The 18927-nt window shown below is 73.3% G+C and carries 16 protein-coding genes; 6 read left to right on the top strand and 10 right to left on the bottom strand.

Annotated elements, in window-relative coordinates; genetic code table 11:
- The first annotated feature begins 55 nt into the window (after positions 1 to 55).
- Both ACZ63F_RS23595 and rbsD read left to right on the top strand, forming a co-directional pair.
- On the top strand, positions 56 to 958 hold the full coding sequence (locus tag ACZ63F_RS23595; protein ID WP_457698459.1) for a ribokinase: 903 nt from the start codon (positions 56 to 58) through the stop codon (positions 956 to 958).
- Positions 955 to 1344, top strand: a complete 390-nt coding sequence (gene rbsD, locus ACZ63F_RS23590) for a D-ribose pyranase (protein WP_469713467.1) — start codon at positions 955 to 957, stop codon at positions 1342 to 1344. Before ACZ63F_RS23595 ends, rbsD begins: the two co-directional genes overlap by 4 nt.
- A gap of 137 nt (positions 1345 to 1481) precedes the next feature.
- On the opposite strand, the gene ACZ63F_RS23585 is transcribed toward rbsD, so the two are convergent.
- The 3 genes from ACZ63F_RS23585 to ACZ63F_RS23575 all read right to left on the bottom strand — a co-directional run bounded on the left by ACZ63F_RS23585 (position 1482) and on the right by ACZ63F_RS23575 (position 4050).
- Positions 1482 to 2345, bottom strand: coding sequence for a hypothetical protein (locus ACZ63F_RS23585; RefSeq protein ID WP_469713466.1), 864 nt, complete (start codon positions 2343 to 2345; stop codon positions 1482 to 1484).
- A gap of 148 nt (positions 2346 to 2493) precedes the next feature.
- Positions 2494 to 2907 carry a hypothetical protein gene (locus tag ACZ63F_RS23580; protein WP_469713464.1) on the bottom strand — a complete coding sequence of 138 codons (414 nt, stop codon included), beginning with the start codon at positions 2905 to 2907 and terminating at the stop codon, positions 2494 to 2496.
- 147 nt (positions 2908 to 3054) lie between these two features.
- Positions 3055 to 4050, bottom strand: a complete 996-nt coding sequence (locus tag ACZ63F_RS23575) for an ArsR/SmtB family transcription factor (RefSeq protein WP_469713463.1) — start codon at positions 4048 to 4050, stop codon at positions 3055 to 3057.
- A gap of 516 nt (positions 4051 to 4566) precedes the next feature.
- Here ACZ63F_RS23575 and ACZ63F_RS23570 point away from each other — a divergent pair.
- Complete coding sequence (locus ACZ63F_RS23570; protein ID WP_469713461.1) at positions 4567 to 6525, top strand: glycoside hydrolase family 15 protein; 1959 nt, start codon at positions 4567 to 4569, stop codon at positions 6523 to 6525.
- 20 nt (positions 6526 to 6545) lie between these two features.
- Here ACZ63F_RS23570 and ACZ63F_RS23565 read toward each other — a convergent pair whose 3' ends face one another.
- From ACZ63F_RS23565 to ACZ63F_RS23545, 5 genes are all read right to left on the bottom strand, one after another.
- Positions 6546 to 8654, bottom strand: coding sequence for an FUSC family protein (locus ACZ63F_RS23565; RefSeq protein WP_469713459.1), 2109 nt, complete (start codon positions 8652 to 8654; stop codon positions 6546 to 6548).
- Between the two features lie 154 nt (positions 8655 to 8808).
- Positions 8809 to 9876 (bottom strand): DNA polymerase III subunit beta family protein, encoded by a 1068-nt coding sequence (locus ACZ63F_RS23560; protein ID WP_469713457.1) that lies wholly within the window; start codon positions 9874 to 9876, stop codon positions 8809 to 8811.
- Positions 9877 to 9981: 105 nt separating this feature from the next.
- Positions 9982 to 10782 carry a sugar phosphate isomerase/epimerase family protein gene (locus tag ACZ63F_RS23555; RefSeq protein WP_469713581.1) on the bottom strand — a complete coding sequence of 267 codons (801 nt, stop codon included), beginning with the start codon at positions 10780 to 10782 and terminating at the stop codon, positions 9982 to 9984.
- A 32-nt stretch (positions 10783 to 10814) separates the two neighbouring features.
- Positions 10815 to 11966 carry a dihydrodipicolinate synthase family protein gene (locus ACZ63F_RS23550; protein WP_469713455.1) on the bottom strand — a complete coding sequence of 384 codons (1152 nt, stop codon included), beginning with the start codon at positions 11964 to 11966 and terminating at the stop codon, positions 10815 to 10817.
- Positions 11963 to 13120, bottom strand: coding sequence for a Gfo/Idh/MocA family protein (locus ACZ63F_RS23545; RefSeq protein ID WP_469713453.1), 1158 nt, complete (start codon positions 13118 to 13120; stop codon positions 11963 to 11965). The genes ACZ63F_RS23550 and ACZ63F_RS23545 overlap by 4 nt, the downstream gene beginning before the upstream one ends.
- 251 nt (positions 13121 to 13371) lie before the next feature.
- On the opposite strand from ACZ63F_RS23545, the gene ACZ63F_RS23540 reads away from it, so the two are divergent.
- Positions 13372 to 14418 carry a LacI family DNA-binding transcriptional regulator gene (locus ACZ63F_RS23540; RefSeq protein WP_469713451.1) on the top strand — a complete coding sequence of 349 codons (1047 nt, stop codon included), beginning with the start codon at positions 13372 to 13374 and terminating at the stop codon, positions 14416 to 14418.
- A gap of 289 nt (positions 14419 to 14707) precedes the next feature.
- Here ACZ63F_RS23540 and ACZ63F_RS23535 read toward each other — a convergent pair whose 3' ends face one another.
- Entirely contained in the window at positions 14708 to 15244 is a 537-nt protein-coding gene (locus ACZ63F_RS23535) for a hypothetical protein (RefSeq protein WP_469713449.1), read from the bottom strand.
- Positions 15245 to 15640: 396 nt separating this feature from the next.
- Between ACZ63F_RS23535 and ACZ63F_RS23530 the strand changes: the two genes are divergently transcribed.
- Both ACZ63F_RS23530 and ACZ63F_RS23525 read left to right on the top strand, forming a co-directional pair.
- Entirely contained in the window at positions 15641 to 16576 is a 936-nt protein-coding gene (locus tag ACZ63F_RS23530; RefSeq protein WP_469713447.1) for a bifunctional helix-turn-helix transcriptional regulator/GNAT family N-acetyltransferase, read from the top strand.
- Positions 16577 to 16593: 17 nt separating this feature from the next.
- Positions 16594 to 17394, top strand: a complete 801-nt coding sequence (locus ACZ63F_RS23525) for a sugar phosphate isomerase/epimerase family protein (RefSeq protein WP_390639720.1) — start codon at positions 16594 to 16596, stop codon at positions 17392 to 17394.
- A 9-nt stretch (positions 17395 to 17403) separates the two neighbouring features.
- Here the strand turns inward: ACZ63F_RS23525 and aroA are convergent, their stop codons facing one another.
- Positions 17404 to 18654, bottom strand: a complete 1251-nt coding sequence (gene aroA, locus ACZ63F_RS23520; protein WP_469713446.1) for a 3-phosphoshikimate 1-carboxyvinyltransferase — start codon at positions 18652 to 18654, stop codon at positions 17404 to 17406.
- Between the last annotated feature and the right edge of the window lie 273 nt (positions 18655 to 18927).

Here is an 18927-nt window from a genome sequence, read left to right as displayed (position 1 = left end):
TGACCCCCCGGCCGCCTCACTCCGTCCGCCGTTCAGTCGTTTAGGGAGTCAACTGATGTACGACTACGACCTCCTGGTCGTGGGATCGGCCAACGCCGACCTGGTGATCCGTGTCGAGCGGCGGCCGGGCGCCGGTGAGACCGTGCTCGGCGGCGATCTCGCCACCCATCCCGGTGGCAAGGGCGCCAACCAGGCGGTCGCGGCCGCCCGGCTCGGTGCCCGCACCGCCCTGCTGGCCCGGGTCGGCGACGACGCGCACGGCAGGCTGCTGCTCGACTCGCAGCGGGCGGCCGGTGTGGACACGGTGGGTGTGCTGGCGGGCGGGGCGCCGACCGGGGTCGCCCTGATCACCGTGGACCCTTCCGGCGACAACAGCATCGTCGTCTCGCCGGGCGCGAACGGGCGTCTCACGCCCACGGACGTGCGGGCCGCGGTCAGCCTCTTCCACGCCTCCCGGGTGGTGTCCACGCAGCTGGAGATCCCGCTGGAGACGGTCCTCGAGGTCGTACGGAACCTGGCCCCCGGCAGCCGTCTCGTCCTCAACCCCTCCCCGCCGCGGCCTCTTCCCGGCGAGGTCCTGGCGGCCTGCGACCCGCTGATCGTGAACGAGCACGAGGCGCGGGTGATCCTCGGCGAGGCGTGCGTCAGCGAGGAACCGGCCGACTGGGCGCGGCTCCTGCTCGCCAAGGGCCCGAGGTCGGTGGTGGTGACGCTGGGCGCGGAGGGTGCGCTGGTGGCCGACGGCCACGGGGTCTCGCACGTCGCCTCCGTGAAGGTGGACGCGGTGGACACGACCGGCGCCGGGGACGCGTTCACGGCGGCCCTCGCGGTACGGCTCGGAGCGGGCGCGTCGCTCGCCGAGGCGGCGGCGTACGCGGCGCGGGTCGGGGCGGCGGCGGTGACCAGGCGGGGTGCGCAGGAGTCGTACCCGACGGCGGCGGAGGTCGAGGCGCTGTGAGGCGGGCGGGAATCCTCAACCGTCATCTCGCCGGTGCGCTGGCGGAGTTGGGGCACGGGCACCTGGTGCTGGTGTGCGACGCCGGGATGCCGATCCCGCAGGGCCCGCGGGTCGTGGACCTCGCGTTCCGGGCCGGGGTGCCGTCCTTCGCGGAGGTGCTGGAGGGGCTGCTGGCGGAGCTGGTCGTGGAGGGCGCGACGGCCGCGACAGAGGTGCGCGAGGCCAACCCGGCCGCCGCCGCCCTGCTGGACGGCCACTTCCCCGACCTGGCCCTGGTCCCGCACGAGCGGCTGAAGACCCTGTCCGCACAGTCCCGCCTGATCGTACGAACCGGCGAGGCCCACCCGTACGCGAACGTACTGCTGCGGTGCGGCGTGTTCTTCTGAACGCCGACCAGGTGACGCGCCCCGAAAGGGGCGCGGGGGTCCTTCTGCACCCCGGCCGCGGCCAACGCGCCCCAAAGGGGCGCGGGGAACTGCGCGACCAGCCACGACGGCGCCGCAGACGAAAGACGGCGGAGCGCTCAGGGCTCGGGAAACACCAGGGTCACGCCGTACCGCCGCTCCGCCGCCCGCAGGGCAGGGAAGAGCCGCTGGCGCAGGGTGCGGACCTCGGCGGCGTGGTCCGCGAGGAAACGCGTGCGCAGGCTCAGCCGGGCGGGGTCGCGGACGGCCTCGACGGGACGCATGCAGTCCGCGTAGACACGGCCCATGGCCCGCTCGGTGGCGGGGAGTTCGGCGGGGGCCACGGCCTGCTCGCGGGCGTCGGCCACCCCCATGAAGGCCCTCTCGTCCTTGGCCGGGGCCCCGTGCCCGGCCAGGCAGCCGGGCAGGCCACGCCGGGCCCGGACCGTGGCGGGGGTGCGGTCCACGGCGCCGAGTTCGCCGAACCACCGCTGCTCCAGGGGGAGATAGAGGTCACTCAGCGCGGCCGCGGCCTTCGCGCCCTGTGCCTGGCAGCGGCGCACCTGTGCCGCGCTGCCGGCGCGGGCCGTGGTGGGAGCGGCGGCGGCCGCGGGCACGTCGGCGCTGGCGCTCAGCCCGTGCCGGGCGACGAAGTCCAGGTCGGGCAGGGCGAAGAAGCGGATGAACGCGAGGGGGGGCTCGGCGGGCATCGCGAACCCGCCCTCACGGGCGCAGTCGGCGGCGGCGACCCGGGTCACCTGCTGCCCGAACACGTACAGGCCCTGGGTCCACCGGGTCTCGGCCCCCGTCGCCGGCAGGACCATGCGCACCGGGTCGTCGGGCAGGGTGCGGCCGAGGCGGGCCGGGGCCACGGTCGCGGCCGACGGGCCGGACTGCCGCACGGCGTCGGTGGCACACGCGGTGCCGAGCAGGGCGACGGCCGCCGCGAGCGCCGCGCGCACCAGGACCGGGCGCCGGAACATCCGGACCACTCCTCTCCCCTCCACTTCCTGTGTGTCCTGCGTGTCCTGTGTGTCCTGCGTGTCCTGTGTGTCCTGCTTGTCCTGCGTGTCCCGCACGCGGCGGACAGGGCCTCCGGACCCGCCGGGGACCGGAGGCCCTGGAGCCGGGTCAGTGCACGACGTGGACCGTGTCGCCGCCGTTCGCCGCACTCGCCACGGTGAACGTGGTGTTGTCGGAGACGTCGGTGCACAGCAGCTCGCTGTTGACGGCGTAGGAGCCGTCGTAGAGCCAGATGTAGCCCGCGTCGCACGTCTTCCAGGTGCCGGTGGAGCTGTGGTACAGGCGGCCGGCGTAACCGTCGTAGCCGTAGACCGTCGTGTCGTTGACGTAGGTCAGGTTGAGGTCGCTGCAGCTGCTGCTGGCCGACTTCTTGACGTGGGTACCGCCGGTGCCTTCGTACGCCGAGGTGGTGAGCGTGGACGTCACGCAGGCGTCCGGGGCGGCGGACGCGGCGGGCGCGAACACCAGACAGCCGGCGGCGGCGACGAGCGCGAACGCGCCGGCGGTGATGGCCTTCCTCATGGTTTCCCCCATCTGGTTCGGATGTGAGGTGGATCGGGCACCCGAAACGCTCGCAGAGCACGTGTCCCGCGGACCACACCCTTCGACAGGGGTCTAAAGTCCCCCGCCGGTCGCCGGAGTTCGCCGCTCCGGTGGTACGGGAGACACTCACGTGGCTCGTGGGGCGCGCCCCGAGGTCGACCTGAGCAACGCGGCCCCGAGCGGCGTGAGGGTGTGCAGCACGGTGTTGTGGCGGCGCCGGCTGATGACCAGGCCGGCGTCGCGCAGGACGGTCGTGTGATGGGTGGCCGTGGGCGTCGAGACGCCCAGCAGGCGGGCCAGTTCGGAGGTGGTCGCGCCGAGCGCGAGGAACCGCAGGGCGGCCGCGCGGGTACGGCCGAGCAGTGCGGCGAGCGTGGCGTCGGGCGGGAGTTCGGGGACGGTGCGGCGGGTCCCGTGCACGGGGTAGACCAGGACGGGCCGCAGGGTGTCGTCCGCCATCGAGACCGGTGACTGCCAGCAGAAGTACGAGGGGACCAGGCGCAGCCCGCGGCCGGCGAGATGCAGGTCCCGGTCCTCGACGTAGTCGACCTGGAGGACCGGCGGCTGCCAGCGGACGGCGGGCGACAGGCCGCGGAGCAGTCCGTCGGCCCCCGTGTCGAGGGCGTCGCGCGCCAGCAGGGCACGCTCCGCGGCGACGGCGGCGGCGACCCGGCTCTCGTGGGGTGCGATCACAGCTTCGTGGTAGGTGCGCAGAAGTTTGGCCAGTTCTTCCCTGGTCTGGCGTTCCACCAGCCGGGGCGCCCAGTCGGGGGCGCGGCTTGACCGGTCCAGCATCCGGACCTCGTGGGCGACCCGCTCGGGCGGTGTGTCGACGACGGCCGCGAGTCCGCGGTCCAGGCCGTCGGCGGCCTCGTGCGGGGTGAGGAAGTCGGGCAGGTAGCGGGCCCGGGGCAGGATCGGGATCAGGAGCCGGCGCACGGCCGCGCCGAGCGGGGTGTCGGCGAGGGTGGTCCGGGTCTCGCGGTACCAGTCCGCGTAGGCCCAGCGGCCTCGCGAGGTCTGTAATCGGTGCAGGCTACAGGTGATCTCCCAGAGCGGGTCCGGGGCGCTCGCGACCTCGATGCGGGTCAGATCACGAGGCGTGAAGTGGATGCGCAGCACGAGAACCGCCCCCCGAGTCGAACAGCAGTCCGGTCAGGAGCAGCCTGGAGCACACGGCTCCCGGGAACAACTCAGGAATCGGCCGCACCGGCGCCGGGACGTGCCCGGCCCGCCCGGGCAGGCCCGGACACCCCCGGGCACGCTTCGAGGGGGCCCGGTCCGTCGACCGAACCCCCTCGGCTCTTCCCCCTCCGCGTCAGAACCCCCACGATCCCCCCGGATCCCCCTCCGAAAGCCCTGACGCCAGCTATGACCAGCGGGGCGCCGCGACGGTTGTACGCCGGTCCGAGATTTTCCGTCCGGGGTCGTGTGTACCGCCCGGCGGGGCACCCGACCGTTCCGCAGCGTGCTCACGGGTCACGGGACGTAGCGCGCTCCCGGTCCTCCTCCGGGAGTGATGCGAACCCTGTGCCCGCCGTGCAGTCTGGAGGTGGGAGCGCGTCGTGCGACCGCGAGCGGCGTGGCCGGCAGCGGCGACGTCACCGCCGGCGCCAGACGCAAGGGGAAAGAGGCCCCATGAGCGAACGCCCGCTGATCGAACGCCATGGAATCATCGGTGACCTGCAGACGGCCGCGCTGGTCTCCACCGAGGGGACCATCGACTGGTTCTGCAGCCCGCGATTCGACTCGCCGAGTGTCTTCGGGGCGCTGCTCGACACGGAGAACGGCGGCCACTGGACGATCGCGCCGCGGGCACCGACGTACGCGACGCGGCAGCTCTACTACCCGGACACCTGCGTGCTGCTCACCAGGTTCATGACCGAAGAAGGCGTCGGATCGGTCGTGGACTTCATGCCGCCCGCCTCGCCACGGGCTCCGACGAACCGTCACCGGCTCGTCCGCATGCTGCGGTGCACACGCGGTGAGATCTCGTTCGACATGGAGATCGCCCCCCGGTTCGACTACGCACGCCAACCGCACGAGGTCACCTCGCACACGGGCGGCTGGCACTTCGCCGGCCGCGACACGGAGGTGACCGTCCACACGGTGGACACACCCGGCGAGGAGTGCGTGGGCGACCGGAGGATTCGCGACGACGACGTGTGCATGACCGTGAGGCTGCGGGCCGGCATGACCCGGGGCCTGGTGCTGGAGACGTTCGCCGACGGCCCGCCACGCACCGTCCCACCCGAGGAGTGTGAACGGCTCCTGGAGGACACGATCACCTTCTGGCACCACTGGCTGGCGCGTTCGCGTTACACCGGGCGGTGGCGGGAGATGGTCAACCGCTCCGCCATGACGCTCAAACTCATGACGTACGCCCCGACCGGGGCGATGGTCGCGGCTCCGACCACCAGCCTGCCGGAACAGGTCGGGGGCGAGCGCAACTGGGACTACCGCTACGCGTGGGTACGCGATGCCTCGTTGTCCCTGCACGCGCTGCTCGGGCTGGGATTCACCGAGGAAGCCGTGGCGTTCACCGAGTGGCTGGGCAACCGCGTTCAGGAGTACACCGGTCCGGGCGAGCACCCCCTGAAGGTCATGTACCGCATCGACGGCTCCTCCGACCTCGCGGAACAGACCCTGGGTCACTGGGAAGGCTACCGAGGCTCCGCCCCGGTACGGGTCGGCAACGGGGCCGCCGACCAGTTGCAGCTCGACATCTACGGGTCGGCACTGGAATGCCTCCATTTCGCCGACCAGCAGGGTCTGCCGACGACCTGCCGCATCTGGCAGGCGCTGATCAACACGGTGGACTGGGTGTGCAAGAACTGGGACCGTCCCGAAGCCGGCATCTGGGAGACCCGGGGCGGCGACAAGGACTTCACCTATGGACGGCTCATGAGCTGGACCGCGCTGGACCGGGCCGTCCGCATGGCCACCCGCAGCGGCCGCCCCGCCGAGGTGCAGCGCTGGACGAAGGAACGCGACGCCATCTACTGGCAGATCCTGCGGCGGGGGTGGGATCCGCAGCGGGCGGCGTTCACGCAGTACCTGGGCAGCGACGTCCTGGACTCCGCACTCCTGCGGATGCCCGCGGTGGGGTTCATCCCCCCACAGGATCCGCGGTGGCTCTCGACCCTGGACGCGATCAAGAATGACCTCGTGTCCGACGGCCTCGTGTACCGGTACGACCCCGCTGCCTCTCCCGACGGACTGCTCGGTTCCGAAGGCACCTTCTCCGCATGCACGTTCTGGTACGTCGAAGCCCTCGCCCGCGCCGGACATCTGCGGGAAGGGCGCCTCGTCTTCGAGAAGATGCTCACCTACGCCAACCACCTCGGCCTGTACTCGGAGGAGATCGGGCTGACCGGCGAGCAACTCGGCAACTTCCCACAGGCGTTGACCCACCTCGCCCTCGTCACCGCCGCACTGAACCTCGATGCCCATCTCGACGCCGCCAGGCCCGGCTTCCCTCCCACCTCCCCGTTGCCGGTTCCTTTCCTCGTCGCCCAGCCGATGTCGGCGGCGGCCGAAGGCACACCCCTCACGCCGACCACTCCGTACCCGTCGGACCACGTCATCCGCAGGTGAGCACACCGCCCGGCGCAGTCTCAGGCCGCCGCGTGGCGGCGGGGGCGGTGACGGGAGGCGATGGTCGCGGTCAGGGCTTCCACGGCGTCGACGGTCGCGGTGCTCAGAGCGACGGCGCGGCCGGCCGTGACACTGCCGGAGCCGTCGGTCGTCTCGGCCGGCAGACCCGAGCGGGCGGTGAAGGAGTCGAAAACACGCCGCAGTGCCCCCGGGGCCACGGTCTCGGCTCCGGCGGCGGCGCGGGCCAGGGCGGTGAGGTGTTCATGCAGCGGATCGACCAGTTCGGTCAGCTCCGGCACGGTGTCCTGCGGGGTGCGCGGCAGGTTCTCACCCAGCAGGGTGGCGCATCGGGCAACCGTGGACACCTGGGTCCTGATCTGCTCCAGCTGCGCACCCGACCAGGGGCAGCGGTGCTCGGCCGGCTCGGCATGCGACTGCTCGACCGCTGCTGTCAGGTGCCCCCTGAGCTGCCGTGACCGGGTGCGCAGTGCGTCGACGGCGGCCCGGTCGGCCGCCCCGACGTCGGCGTAGCCGGTCAGCAGCTCGGGCAGCAGCCGGTCCTGCACCCGTAGCCACTCCGCGAGGAGGCCCGGCACCCGCCGAGCGGACCAGGTCGGCCAGACCAGGAAGACGAGTACGGCGAGCACGGCGCCGACCACCGTGTCGGCGGCGCGCGCCCACGCCGTCGGCCCGGGCAGCCCGCCGACGTGGTGGATCAGGAAGACGATCCAGGTGGTCAGCCACAGGTTGAGCATCAGCTGCCCGGTCCGCAGGGTGACGAACGACGCCGCGGCCAGCACCACCGACAGGGCAGCGAGGCCGCCGGGCGACCAGTGCGGCAGGGACAGCGCCCAGGCGAGGACGCCGCCCAGCACGGCCCCGGCCGCCCGTCCCCAGGCGCGGGCGACGGTGTGTCCGTACTCGGGGAAGAGCACCAGCATGGTGGTCAGGGACACCCAGAATCCGTGCGCGGAGATGCCGAGACCACCCCACCCGCCGATCGAGCGGCCGATGACCTCGGCGACCACCACGGCGACCGCGAGCCGCACCGCATGGCGGAAGATCGGTGACTGGGGACGCAGCTGCGCCCGGATCCGCCGGGCGGTGCGCGCCACGGAAGGGGTGCCCGCGTACAGACCCGGCACCTCTGCGTGGGGCTCCAGCACATCGCCGAGGCGGTCGTCGGTCGAGGACCGGGCCAACTGCTCGGCCTGCCGCAGCCGCGCGGCCAGGTCGCGCGGGCCGCGCACGGGCGAGGCGGCCGCCCACGACTCCAGGAGGGTGCCGGCCGAGTCGGCGGGGCGGTGCCCGCGGCCGGAGGCCACCGTACGGGAGACGGCGCCCAGCACCTGCGCGGCGGCGGCCAGCGCCTCCTGGTTCCCGGCCGCCGGTTCCGTCAGCCGGACGGTGTGCAGCGCCCTGCGGATGCGCTCGGCCTCGCCCAGCAGCCCGAACAGGGGCGCCGCGGCCGGCCGGCTGAACTGGGGCAGCAGGTCCAGCATCTGCCGGGCCGTCGTGAACGGAGCGGTCCCGCCCAGGGCGGCGGGTTCGGCCGCGACCGAGGCCTCGGCGAGCGACCGGTACAGGGCGGCGAGGGCGCGGCGCTGGGCGGCGAACCGTGGCCCGTACGGCGGGAGCAGCTGCACCACCACGACGAGCCCGGTCCCGACCGCGATCCACCCGGCCATCACCAGCCCGCCGTGTACGCCGGGAGCGAGATCGGCCGTGATCATCAACCCGATGACCGCGAGGCAGCCCCGGATGCCGGACGCGACGCCCAGCGTCCGCCAGAGCCCGGTGGCGAACGCCGCGACCCCGAGCAACAGCAGGAACGCCCAGGTGGTTCCGTGCACCAGGGCCCCCAGCACCGCCATCGCGCTGAAGGCCGCGGCCATCCCGAGCGCGTTGACCACGGGGTGACGCAACGGGCTCACCATCGTGCCGATGCCGCAGATGAACGCACCGACTCCGGCCATGGCCCCGGCCACCGGGTCGTCCAGCAGCAGGCCGAGGACTGTGGCGAGCAGGACCCCGAGTACGGCCCGCGCGATCGCCGACGGGGCCGCGAACGCCCGCTGGATGCGCAGCCCGTCCCGGCCGATCCTGATCAGCGACGACCACCAGCGCATGTCCGGGCCTCCTCAGCGGCACGGCGCGGGAGCAGCGTTCCCATCCTCCGTCGGCCCCGGCGCGGCCGCCACTCGCCGTACCCAGCCCACAGGCCCCCACGACACCTGCCCCACCCCGGATCGGACGGGGTGGGGCAGGATCTCGGGGCACCCGTCAGTTCTCCAGCCGGACCGGCATCAGGAGCGAGAAGGCGTCCTCGCCGTCGGGCCGGCGGATCGCGATCGGCGCCGTGGGCGCGCCCAGCTCCAGAACCAGCCGGTCACGGGCCCCGGCGGCCAGCGCGGCCAGCAGGAACTCACGATTGACGGCGACGCGCTCGGGGTCGTCGTCGGCGTCGGCGCAGAGGGCGACCGTGCCGTCGTCCGCCACCCTGAGCACGCTGAGGTCGGGTGCCCCGGCCTCCGCGGAGCGGACGGGACCCGTCTCCAGGGCCTGCCGGAAGGCCGCCACCTCGACGACGGCGCGGCGCCCGCCGGGCCGGGGCAGGAGACGGCGGTAGTCGGGGAAGTCGTGGTCCAGGCAGCGGCCGGCCGCCTGCCGGTCCCCGGCCTCCAGTGCCACCCGGTCACCGTCGACGGAGAGCCCCACGGCTGTCTCGCCGTCCAGCAGCGGCCGCATCGCGTCGGCGAGCGGAGCGGGCACGACGACCTGCACCCGGCCGCCCTCGTACCCGGCGACAGCGGCCCGCGCGACCGCCATCCGGTACCGGTCGGTGGCCACGGCGTGCAGGCTGTCGCCCTCGATGTCGAACAGGATCCCGCCGAGCATGGGCAGGTCGGGGTCGGTGCTGGCCGCGAAGCGAACCGTGTCCAGCGCGGCCGCCAGCTCCGGTGCGGCGACGGACAGGCGGACGGCGGCGGTGCGGAGTGAGGTCATGACGTTCTCCCGGTGGTCGAGTAGGGCTCGGAGCGCGGAGAACTCGGTGCGGGCGTCGGACAGCCCCTGTTCCAGACGGCGCAGGTGCACCGCGAGCAGCTTGCGGACCAGGTCGGTGTCCGGGCCGGACCAGCCGGCCAGTACCAGCCGGACGTCCGCCAGCGGCATCCCGGCCCGGCGCAGGCGGGCCAGCAGCCGGGCCTCTTCGAGCTGCGCGGGTTCGTACCAGCGATACCCGCTCACCGGATCCACCCAGGCGGGGACCAGCACACCGGCCCGGTCGTAGAACCGCAGGGCACTCACGCCGAGGCCGCTGTCGTGGGCCATCTCCCCGATGCTGCGCATGTCGTTCTCCACACCCGGCACTCTGGGCCCTGCACCAGGTCGAGGGTCAACCCGCGGGGGCGTGGCCTGCCCGTCGGCACGGGAGCCGGGCAGGCCACCGGCCCGTCAGTCCGAGGTGTGCTCGAGGAAGCGTTCCGCCGTCTCCGCCAGCACCTCCCGTCCGTCCCGCGCCCACAGCCCGTCGTTGAAGAGCTCCACCTCGATGGGGCCGGTGTAACCGGCCGCCTCCACGTATCCCTTCCACTCCCGCATGTCGATCGCGCCGTCGCCGAGCTGGCCGCGGCCGTTGAGGACGCCCTCGGGCAACGGGGTGGTCCAGTCGGCGAGTTGGAAGGTGTGGATACGGCCGCCCGCGCCGGCCCGCGCGATCTGCTCGGGCGCCCGGTCGTCCCACCAGATGTGGTACGTGTCGACCGTGACCCCGACCTGGTGGGCCGGGAAGCGTTCCGCGAGGTCCAGCGCCTGGGTGAGGGTGGAGACCACGCAGCGGTCGGAGGCGAACATCGGGTGGAGGGGTTCGATCGCCAGGCGGACGCCGTGCTGTTCGGCGTAGGGGCCGAGTTCGCCGAGGGCGTCGGCGATGCGTTCGCGGGCGCCGTGCAGGTCCCTGGAGCCCGCGGGCAGGCCGCCGGAGACCAGGACCAGGGTGTCCGTGCCGAGGGTCGCGGCCTCCTCGACCGCCCGGCGGTTGTCGGCCAGGGCCGCCGCGCGCTCGTCCGGGTCGATCGCCGTGAGGAAACCGCCCCGGCACAGGGTGGTGACCGTCAGGCCGGCCTCGCGGACCAGCTTGGCGGTCGCGTCGAGGCCGTAGGACTGGACCGGCTCGCGCCACAGGCCTACGCCAGGTACGCCCAGCTCCTGGCAGGCGTCGGCCAGTTCGGGCAGCGTCAGCTGCTTGACGGTCATCTGGTTGATCGAGAAACGGGACAGGTCGCCGCTCACTGGTTGACTCCGTACAGGGCGAGGAGGGTCCTCATGCGGTCCTCGGCCAGCTTCGGGTCCGGGAACAGGCCCAGCCCGTCGGCGAGTTCGTAGGCGCGCGCGAAGTGCGGCAGGGAGCGTGCCGACTGGAGGCCGCCGACCATCGTGAAGTGGGTCTGGTGTCCGGCCAGCCAGGCCAGGAAGACCACGCCCGTCTTGTAGAAGCGGGTGGGGGTCTGGAAGAGGTGCCGGGAGAGCTCGACCGTGGGGTCCAGGAGGCCTCGGAAGGCAGCCGTGTCGCCCGTGTCCAGGAGCCGTACCGCCTGCGCCGCCAGCGGTCCCAGCGGGTCGAAGATGCCGAGCAGGGCGTGGCTGAAGCCCTGCTCGTCGCCCGCGATCAGCTCGGGGTAGTTGAAGTCGTCGCCGGTGTAGCAGCGGACCCCCTGCGGCAGGCGGCGGCGCAGCTCGACCTCGCGCTGCGCGTCCAGCAGGGAGACCTTGATGCCGTCGACCTTGTCGGGGTGGGCGGCGATGACCTCCAGGAAGGTCTCGGTGGCCGCGTCGAGGTCGGCCGAGCCCCAGTAGCCCGCCAGCGCCGGGTCGAACATCGGGCCCAGCCAGTGCAGGACCACCGGCTCGGCGGCCTGGCGCAGCAGGTGGCCGTAGACGTCGAGGTAGTCCTCGGGGCCGGTGGCCGTGGCGGCGAGCGCTCGGGAGGCCATCAGGATGGCCTGGGCGCCCGACTCCTCGACGAGCGCGAGCTGCTCCTCGTACGCGGCCCGGATCTCGGCGAGGGTGCCGCCGGTGATCTGGTCCGTGCCCACGCCACAGGCGATCCGGCCGCCCACCGCACGGGCCTCGGCGGCGCTGCGGCGGATCAGCTCGGCCGCACCCGCCCAGTCCAGGCCCATCCCGCGCTGGGCGGTGTCCATCGCCTCGGCGACACCCAGGCCGTGCGACCACAGGTGGCGGCGGAAGGCGAGGGTGGCGTCCCAGTCGACGGCAGCGGGCGCGTCGGGGTTGGTGTCGGCGAAGGGGTCGGCGACGACGTGCGCCGCCGAGAAGACCGTACGGGAGGTGAAGGGGGTGCCCGGGGTGACGGCGAGCGGCTCGGTGCGCGGCTCGTAGGCCCGCACCGACCCGTCCGCGGCCGGGAGATGGATGGTCACAGCGCGATCTCCGGGACCTCGATGCGGCGGCCCTCCGTCGAGGACTTCAGGCCCAGCTCGGCGAGCTGCACGCCACGGGCGCCGGCCAGCAGGTCCCAGTGGTAGGGGGCGTCGGCGTAGACGTGCTTGAGGAACAGCTCCCACTGGGCCTTGAAGCCGTTGTCGAACTCGGTGTTGTCGGGGACCTCCTGCCACTGCTCGCGGAAGGCGTAGGTGGCGGGGATGTCCGGGTTCCAGACCGGCTTGGGGGTGGCGCTGCGGTGCTGGACCCGGCAGTTCCGCAGGCCGGCGACCGCTGAGCCTTCGGTGCCGTCCACCTGGAACTCGACCAGTTCGTCGCGGTTGACGCGGACCGCCCAGGAGGAGTTGATCTGGGCGACGGCGCCGCCGTCGAGCTCGAAGATGCCGTACGCGGCGTCGTCCGCCGTCGCGTCGTAGGGCTTGCCGTCCTCGTCCCAGCGCTGCGGGATGTGGGTGGCGGTGAGGGCCTGGACGGACTTCACCCGGCCGAACAGCTCGTGCAGCACGTACTCCCAGTGCGGGAACATGTCGACGACGATGCCGCCGCCGTCCTCCGCCCGGTAGTTCCAGGACGGGCGCTGCGCCTCCTGCCAGTCGCCCTCGAAGACCCAGTAGCCGAACTCGCCGCGGACCGAGAGGATCCGGCCGAAGAAGCCGCCGTCGATGAGCCGCTTCAGCTTCAGCAGGCCGGGCAGGAAGATCTTGTCCTGGACGACGCCGGACTTGACGCCCTTGGCATGTGCGAGCCGGGCCAGCTCCAGGGCGCCGTCGAGGCCGGTGGCCGTCGGCTTCTCGGTGTAGATGTGCTTGCCGGCCGCGACGGCCTGCTGGATGGCCTCCTCGCGGGCGGAGGTGACCTGCGCGTCGAAGTAGATGTCGATGGTGGGGTCGGCGAGCACGGCCGCCAGGTCGGTGGAGATGTGCTCGTCGGAGAGGCCGTGGCGGTCGGCGATCTCGCGGAGCGCGTGCTCGCGACGGCCGACGAGGACCGGTTCCGGCCACAGCACCGTGCCCTCGCCGAGGTCGAGTCCGCCCTGCTCGCGCAGGGCGAGGATCGAGCGGACGAGGTGCTGGCGGTAGCCCATGCGCCCGGTGACGCCGTTCATGGCGATACGCACCGTCTTGCGGTTCACGTGTTTCCCTTCGTCCGCGTGCGTCTCAGCAACGCAGCAAGCGCTTTCTATATGGTCTGAAGTTAGCCTTTGACCCCTGGCCTGTACAAGACCGTGATGCGGTCGAGTTGTTCGAGGGGGCGAACAACAGGAGTGAATGGCCTTATGGTCTGCACGGCAAGGGGGCTTCCTTTGAGCAAGCTGTTGATCGCTCTGTCGATCAGGCTGGGTACGACGGCGTACGACGAGATGCGCGACCGGAGGACGACGAGATGACGGTGACCCTGGCGGACGTGGCGGCCCGCGCCCAGGTCTCGCCCGCGACGGTGTCGCGCGTACTGAACGGCAACTACCCCGTGGCGGCGACCACGCGGGAACGGGTGCTGCGGGCGGTGGACGAGCTGGACTACGTCCTCAACGGGCCGGCGAGCGCGCTCGCCGCGGCCACCTCCGACCTGGTCGGCATCCTCGTCAACGACATCGCCGACCCCTTCTTCGGAATCATGGCCAGCGCGATCCAGGCCGAGATCGGCGGTCCGGGCGGACGCGCGGGCGGCGAGCGGCTCGCGGTGACCTGCAACACCGGGGGGTCGCCGGAGCGGGAGCTGACGTACCTGACCCTGCTGCAGCGGCAGCGGGCGGCCGCGGTCGTCCTGACCGGCGGGGCCGTGGAGGACGCGCCGCACGCGGCCGCGGTGGCGGCGAAGCTGCGCAAGCTGGCGGACGCGGGGACCCGGGTGGTGCTGTGCGGGCGGCCGCCGGCGCCGGACACCGACGCGGTGGCGCTGACCTTCGACAACCGCGGCGGCGGCAAGCAGTTGACCGAGCACCTCATCGGGCTGGGCCACCGGCGCCTCGGCTACATCGCGGGCCCCGAGGAGCGGACGACCACCCGGCACCGCCTGGAGGGCCACCGGGCCGCGCTCGCCGAGGCCGGCATCGAGGAGGACCCGCGCTGGACCGTGCACGGGCGCTACGACCGGCGGGCGGGGTACGAGGCGACGCTGGAGCTGCTGCGCCGGGACCCGTCGCTCACCGCGGTGGTGGCGGCGAACGACTCGGTCGCGCTGGGCGCGTGCGCGGCGCTGCGGGAGTCGGGGCTGCGGATTCCGGCGGACGTGTCGGTGGCCGGCTTCGACGACCTGCCGTTCAGCATCGACGCGGTGCCGTCGCTGACGACGGTCCGGCTGCCGCTCGCGGAAGCGGGGGCGCGGGCCGGCCGCATCGCGATGGGCCGCGAGGAGCCGCCGCCGGGCGGCATCGCCACGGTGCGGGGGGAGCTGATGGTGCGCGGGTCGTCGGGGGTGCCGCGCGGCTGACGGGCGTTCCGCCAGAGCGGTCCGCCGGGAGCGCCGCGACCCACCGTCCGGCGACCGTCGTCTGCGGCACCGTCGTGGCTGGTCGCGCAGTTCCTCCCCCAGCCTTCGGCCGGGGGTACCCCCAGCGTCCCTTCGGGGTGCTGTCTCACCGGGGGCACGGCTCAGATGCCCCGGACGCCCGTGGGGCAAGAGGTTGCACGCACGGATCCGGGTGCCCGAAGGCCGGGCACCCGGATCCGTCCTTTGCTGTCAGCGAGTGTCACTCACCGGTGCTGTCAGGGAGTGTCACTCACCGGCCGCCACCGCCACCGCCGCCGCCGTGGCCGCCGCCACCGCCGCCGCCGTGACCGCCACCGCCATAACCGCCGCCGCCGTGACCGCCGCCGCCATAACCGCCGCCGCCGTAGCCGCCGCCGCCGTAGCCGCCGCCGTAGCCGCCGTGATCGCCATAGCCGCCGTGGTCGCCGTGGCCGCCGTAGCCATAGCCGTAGTCGTCGTCCCAGCCGCCCCAGCCGCCCCAGCCGCCGTAGCCGCCGTGGCCGCCGTAGCCGCCGCCGTAACCTCCGTGACCGCCGTAGCCGCCGCCACCGTAGCCTCCGCCACCGTGACCGCCGCCGCCGTAGCCTCCGCCGCCATGGCCGCCACCGCCGCCGCCGTGGCCACCGCCACCGCCGCCGCCGTGACCGCCGCCGCCACCGCCACCGCCGTTGTCCTGGTAGGTGACGACGTGGTCGGGCGCCGCGTGGGTGGCCGCACTGGCGATGCCGGCTCCGGCGCCGAGCGCCAGGATGGGTGCCGAAATCGCAGCGATGGCGACCCTCTTCATACGTGTGGTGTGCGCGCGCATGGTTTCGCCCCTCTCCGAGGGTGTGGGTTGTTACGACGGCCGCCGTGTCAGAAGGGCCGGCCGCCCTGTTTTGCGTTCCGGAGCCTGCGCGCAGCTCCGGGCGCGTCCGCCGCCCGTGATGCCGGTTCTCCGCACCCGTCCGGGCTGTCCGGCGGACCACGTCACCTTCTCGTTGAAACGGACATAAGTGACGTTCGTGTATAAACCTACGGCGCGGGCGCGGCGAAGTCAAAAGCAGGGCCACGGCTGCGCAAAAAAGAACAAGTAAAGCCTGCGGGGCCGCCGTTCGGGCCGAACGCCTTCCGGCCGGGCGGGGTGGCGGGATAGCCTCGGAGGCACGGTATCTCTGACTCAGTCAACCATCGGGGTCCAGCCATGACCGTCCAGGACGTCCGTGCCTTCAACCGCTTCTACACCAACCTCATCGGTGCCCTCGACTACGGCCGCCACCTCTACGCCCCGTACACCCTCACCGAGGCCCGGGTGCTCTACGAGCTCGCGCACGCCGCCGACACCGACGCGGCCGACCTGCGCTCCGATCTCGCGCTGGACGCCGGGTACTTGAGCCGGATCCTCAACAAATTCGAGGAGGCCGGGCTGATCGAGCGCGCGCCCTCCGCGAAGGACCCGCGGCGGCGGCGCGTCTCGCTCACCCCGGGCGGCCGGTCCGCGGCCGGGCTGCTGGACGAGCGGGCCCGGGAATCGGTCGGCTCGCTGCTGGGCGCGGTCGACCCTGGCGAGCGGGCCCGCCTCGCCGAGGCGATGCGCACCATCCGCACGATCCTCGGCGACGGGCACGCCCCCGAGGGATCCGGCGAGGTCGTGCTGCGCGAGCCGCACCCCGGCGACCTGGGCTGGATCGTGCAGCGCAACGCCGCCCTGTACGCGGCCGAGTACGGCTGGAACACCGACTACGAGGGCCTCGTCGCCCGGATCGTCGCCGACTACGCCGAGGACCACGACCCGCACCTGGAGCGGACCTGGATCGCCGAGTGGGCCGGGCGGCCGGTGGGCTGCGTGATGTGCGTGCGGGACGACGCCCCGGGCACCGCGCGGCTGCGGCTGCTGCTCGTGGAGCCGGAGGCCCGCGGGCTCGGCATCGGCGACCGGCTGGTCACCGCCGTGACCGACTTCGCGCGCGGGGTCGGCTACCGGGAGCTGGTCCTGTGGACCAACGACGTGCTGTCCGCCGCCCGCCGCATCTACCAGCGGCACGGCTTCGTCCTCACCGCAGAGAAACCGCACCGCTCCTTCGGCAAGGACCTGGTCGGCCAGGACTGGCGCCTGGACCTGCACGGAACCGGTGAGTGAGAAGTAGGTTGGTGGGCATGAAGTTCGCCTTCTCCACCCTCGGGGTTCCCGGTCTGCCGGTGCCCGACGTCCTGGCGCTCGCCACGGCCAACGGCTACCACGGCGTGGAGCTGCGCGCCCACCCGGAGGAGCCCGTCCATCCCGGCCTCGGCCCGGCCGCGCGGTCCGACGTGGCCGCCGAGTTCAAGGCGACCGGGGTGGAGGTCCTGGGCGTCGCCGGGTACGCGCGCCTCGCGGCGCCGGGTGACGACGCACCGGTCCTCGACGAGACCCGCCAACTCCTCCAGCTCGCCCACGACCTGGGCGCCTCCTACGTCCGCGTCTTCCCGGGCGCCGACCCGGACCTGCCGGCCGCCGAGTCCGACGCGATCGCCGCCCGGCGGCTCGGCACGGTCGCCGAGGACGCCGCCGCGCTCGGCGTACGGGTCCTCCTCGAGACCCACGACTCGCACCCCACCGGCGCCGCCGCGATCCGCGTCCTCGGCCCGGTCGGGCACCGCATGGTCGGCTCGCTCTGGGACGTCATGCACACCTGGCTGGGCGGCGAGCAGCCCGCCGAGAGCTACGCGGCGCTCGCCCCGCACCTCGGCTACGTCCAGGTCAAGGACATCGCCTCGGCCGACGACACCACCCCGCTGCCGCTCGGCGCCGGGGTCCTCCCCCTCTCCGAGTGCGTGGAGGTGCTCTCCCGGCACGGCTGGGACGGCTGGCTGTGCTGGGAGTACGAGAAGCGCTGGTACGAGGAGGCGGCCCCGCTGCCCGGGCTGCTGGCGGCGGGCCGGGAGCACCTGTCCCGGCTGCTCAACGAGTCGGCCTGACCTCCGCGATCACACGCCGGCGGCCGGGATCCCCCACCCCGCGGCCAGTTCCCCGAACGCCTCGTGGAAGCCGGGGAACGTCTTCCGCACGCATCCCGGGTCGTCGAAGGAGATCCCGGGCGTGCGCAGCCCGGTCACCGCGAAGGACATCACGACGCGGTGGTCGCCGTAGGTCTTGATCTCGGCCGGGGCGGGCGTGCCGGGCCGGATCTCGATCCAGTCCTCGCCCGTGGCGGTCTCGATCCCCAGCCGGCGCAGGTTCTCCGCGCAGGCGTCGAGCCGGTCGCACTCCTTCACCCGGGTGTTCGCCACGTCCTCGATCCGGACGGGACCGCTCGCGAAGGGGGCGATGGCCGCGAGGGTGGGCATGGTGTCGGAGATGTCCCGCATGGCGACGGTCAGGCCGCGCAGCTCGCCGGTGCGCCGGACGGTCGTCCGGTCCTCGCCGATCTCCACGTCCGCACCCATCCGCCGCAGGACGTCCACGAACCCCAGGTCGCCCTGGAGGGCGCCCCGCCCGAGCCCCGGGACGGTGACCTCCCGGCCGGTCACGGCCGCCGCGGCGAAGAAGTAGCTCGCGGTGGAGGCGTCGGGCTCGATCGCGTAGGTCGTGGCCCGGTAGCCGCCGGACGGCACGACGAAGACGTCGCCCTCGCGCGCCACCTCCACCCCGAACGACCGCATCATCGCGAGGGTGATCTCCACGTACGGCGCGGACACCAGGTCCGTCACCCGGATCCGCAGGCCCTTGCGGGTGAGCGGGCCGAGCAGGAGCAGGGCGGTGAGGTACTGCGAGGACTGCCCGGCGTCGAGCGTCACCTCGCCGCCCTCGACCCCGGCCGCCTCGATGCGCAGCGGGTGGTGGCCCTCGGCCGCCTCGTGGCGCAGGTCGACACCGAGGTCGCGCAGGGCGCGGGTGAGCGGGGCGAGGGGACGGCGGCGCATCTGCTCGGAGGCGTCGAAGCGGTAGCTGCCGTGGCCGGCCGCGGCGAGGGTGGGCAGGAAGCGGGCGGTGGTGGCGCCGTCCCGGCAGTAGACCTCGGCCTCGGGGAGGGCGGGGCCCTGCGGGCGGCCGTCCACCTGCCAGGTGTCGGGGGTGCGGCCGACGCGGTAGCCGAGCCGGGCCAGGCCCTCGGCGAAGCCCTCGGTGTCGTCGGAGCGGAGGGGGCGGACGAGGGTGGTGACTCCGTCGGCGGCGGCCGCGAGGAAGAGGGCGCGGGCGGTGACGGACTTGGAACCGGGGATGTCGACGAAGGGCATGCCGCCATGATCGCTTGCCGGGAGGCTCGGGTGGGGGTGTTTCCAGGGGCTGGAACAGGTCGTTCGTCGGGTGCGGGCGGTGGGGGCCGGCCGCGCAGTTCCTCCCCCAGCCTTCGGCCGGGGACCCCCGGCGCCCCTGACGGGAGCTGTCCCTGGCGTAACTTCCAGCTCCCCCCTCCCGAATTACGGAAACGGACCGCCCGACGGGAACCCCTCCCCCGTCCCGTCCGTCCAAAGCCCAGGCTGCCGGAAGAGTCTCCGTGGTGTGGTGTC

It is taken from the genome of Streptomyces sp. NPDC104761, from assembly GCF_055583445.1.
The sequence above is the reverse complement of the archived record's forward strand: the minus strand, read 5'-3'. Positions and strand labels throughout refer to the sequence as shown.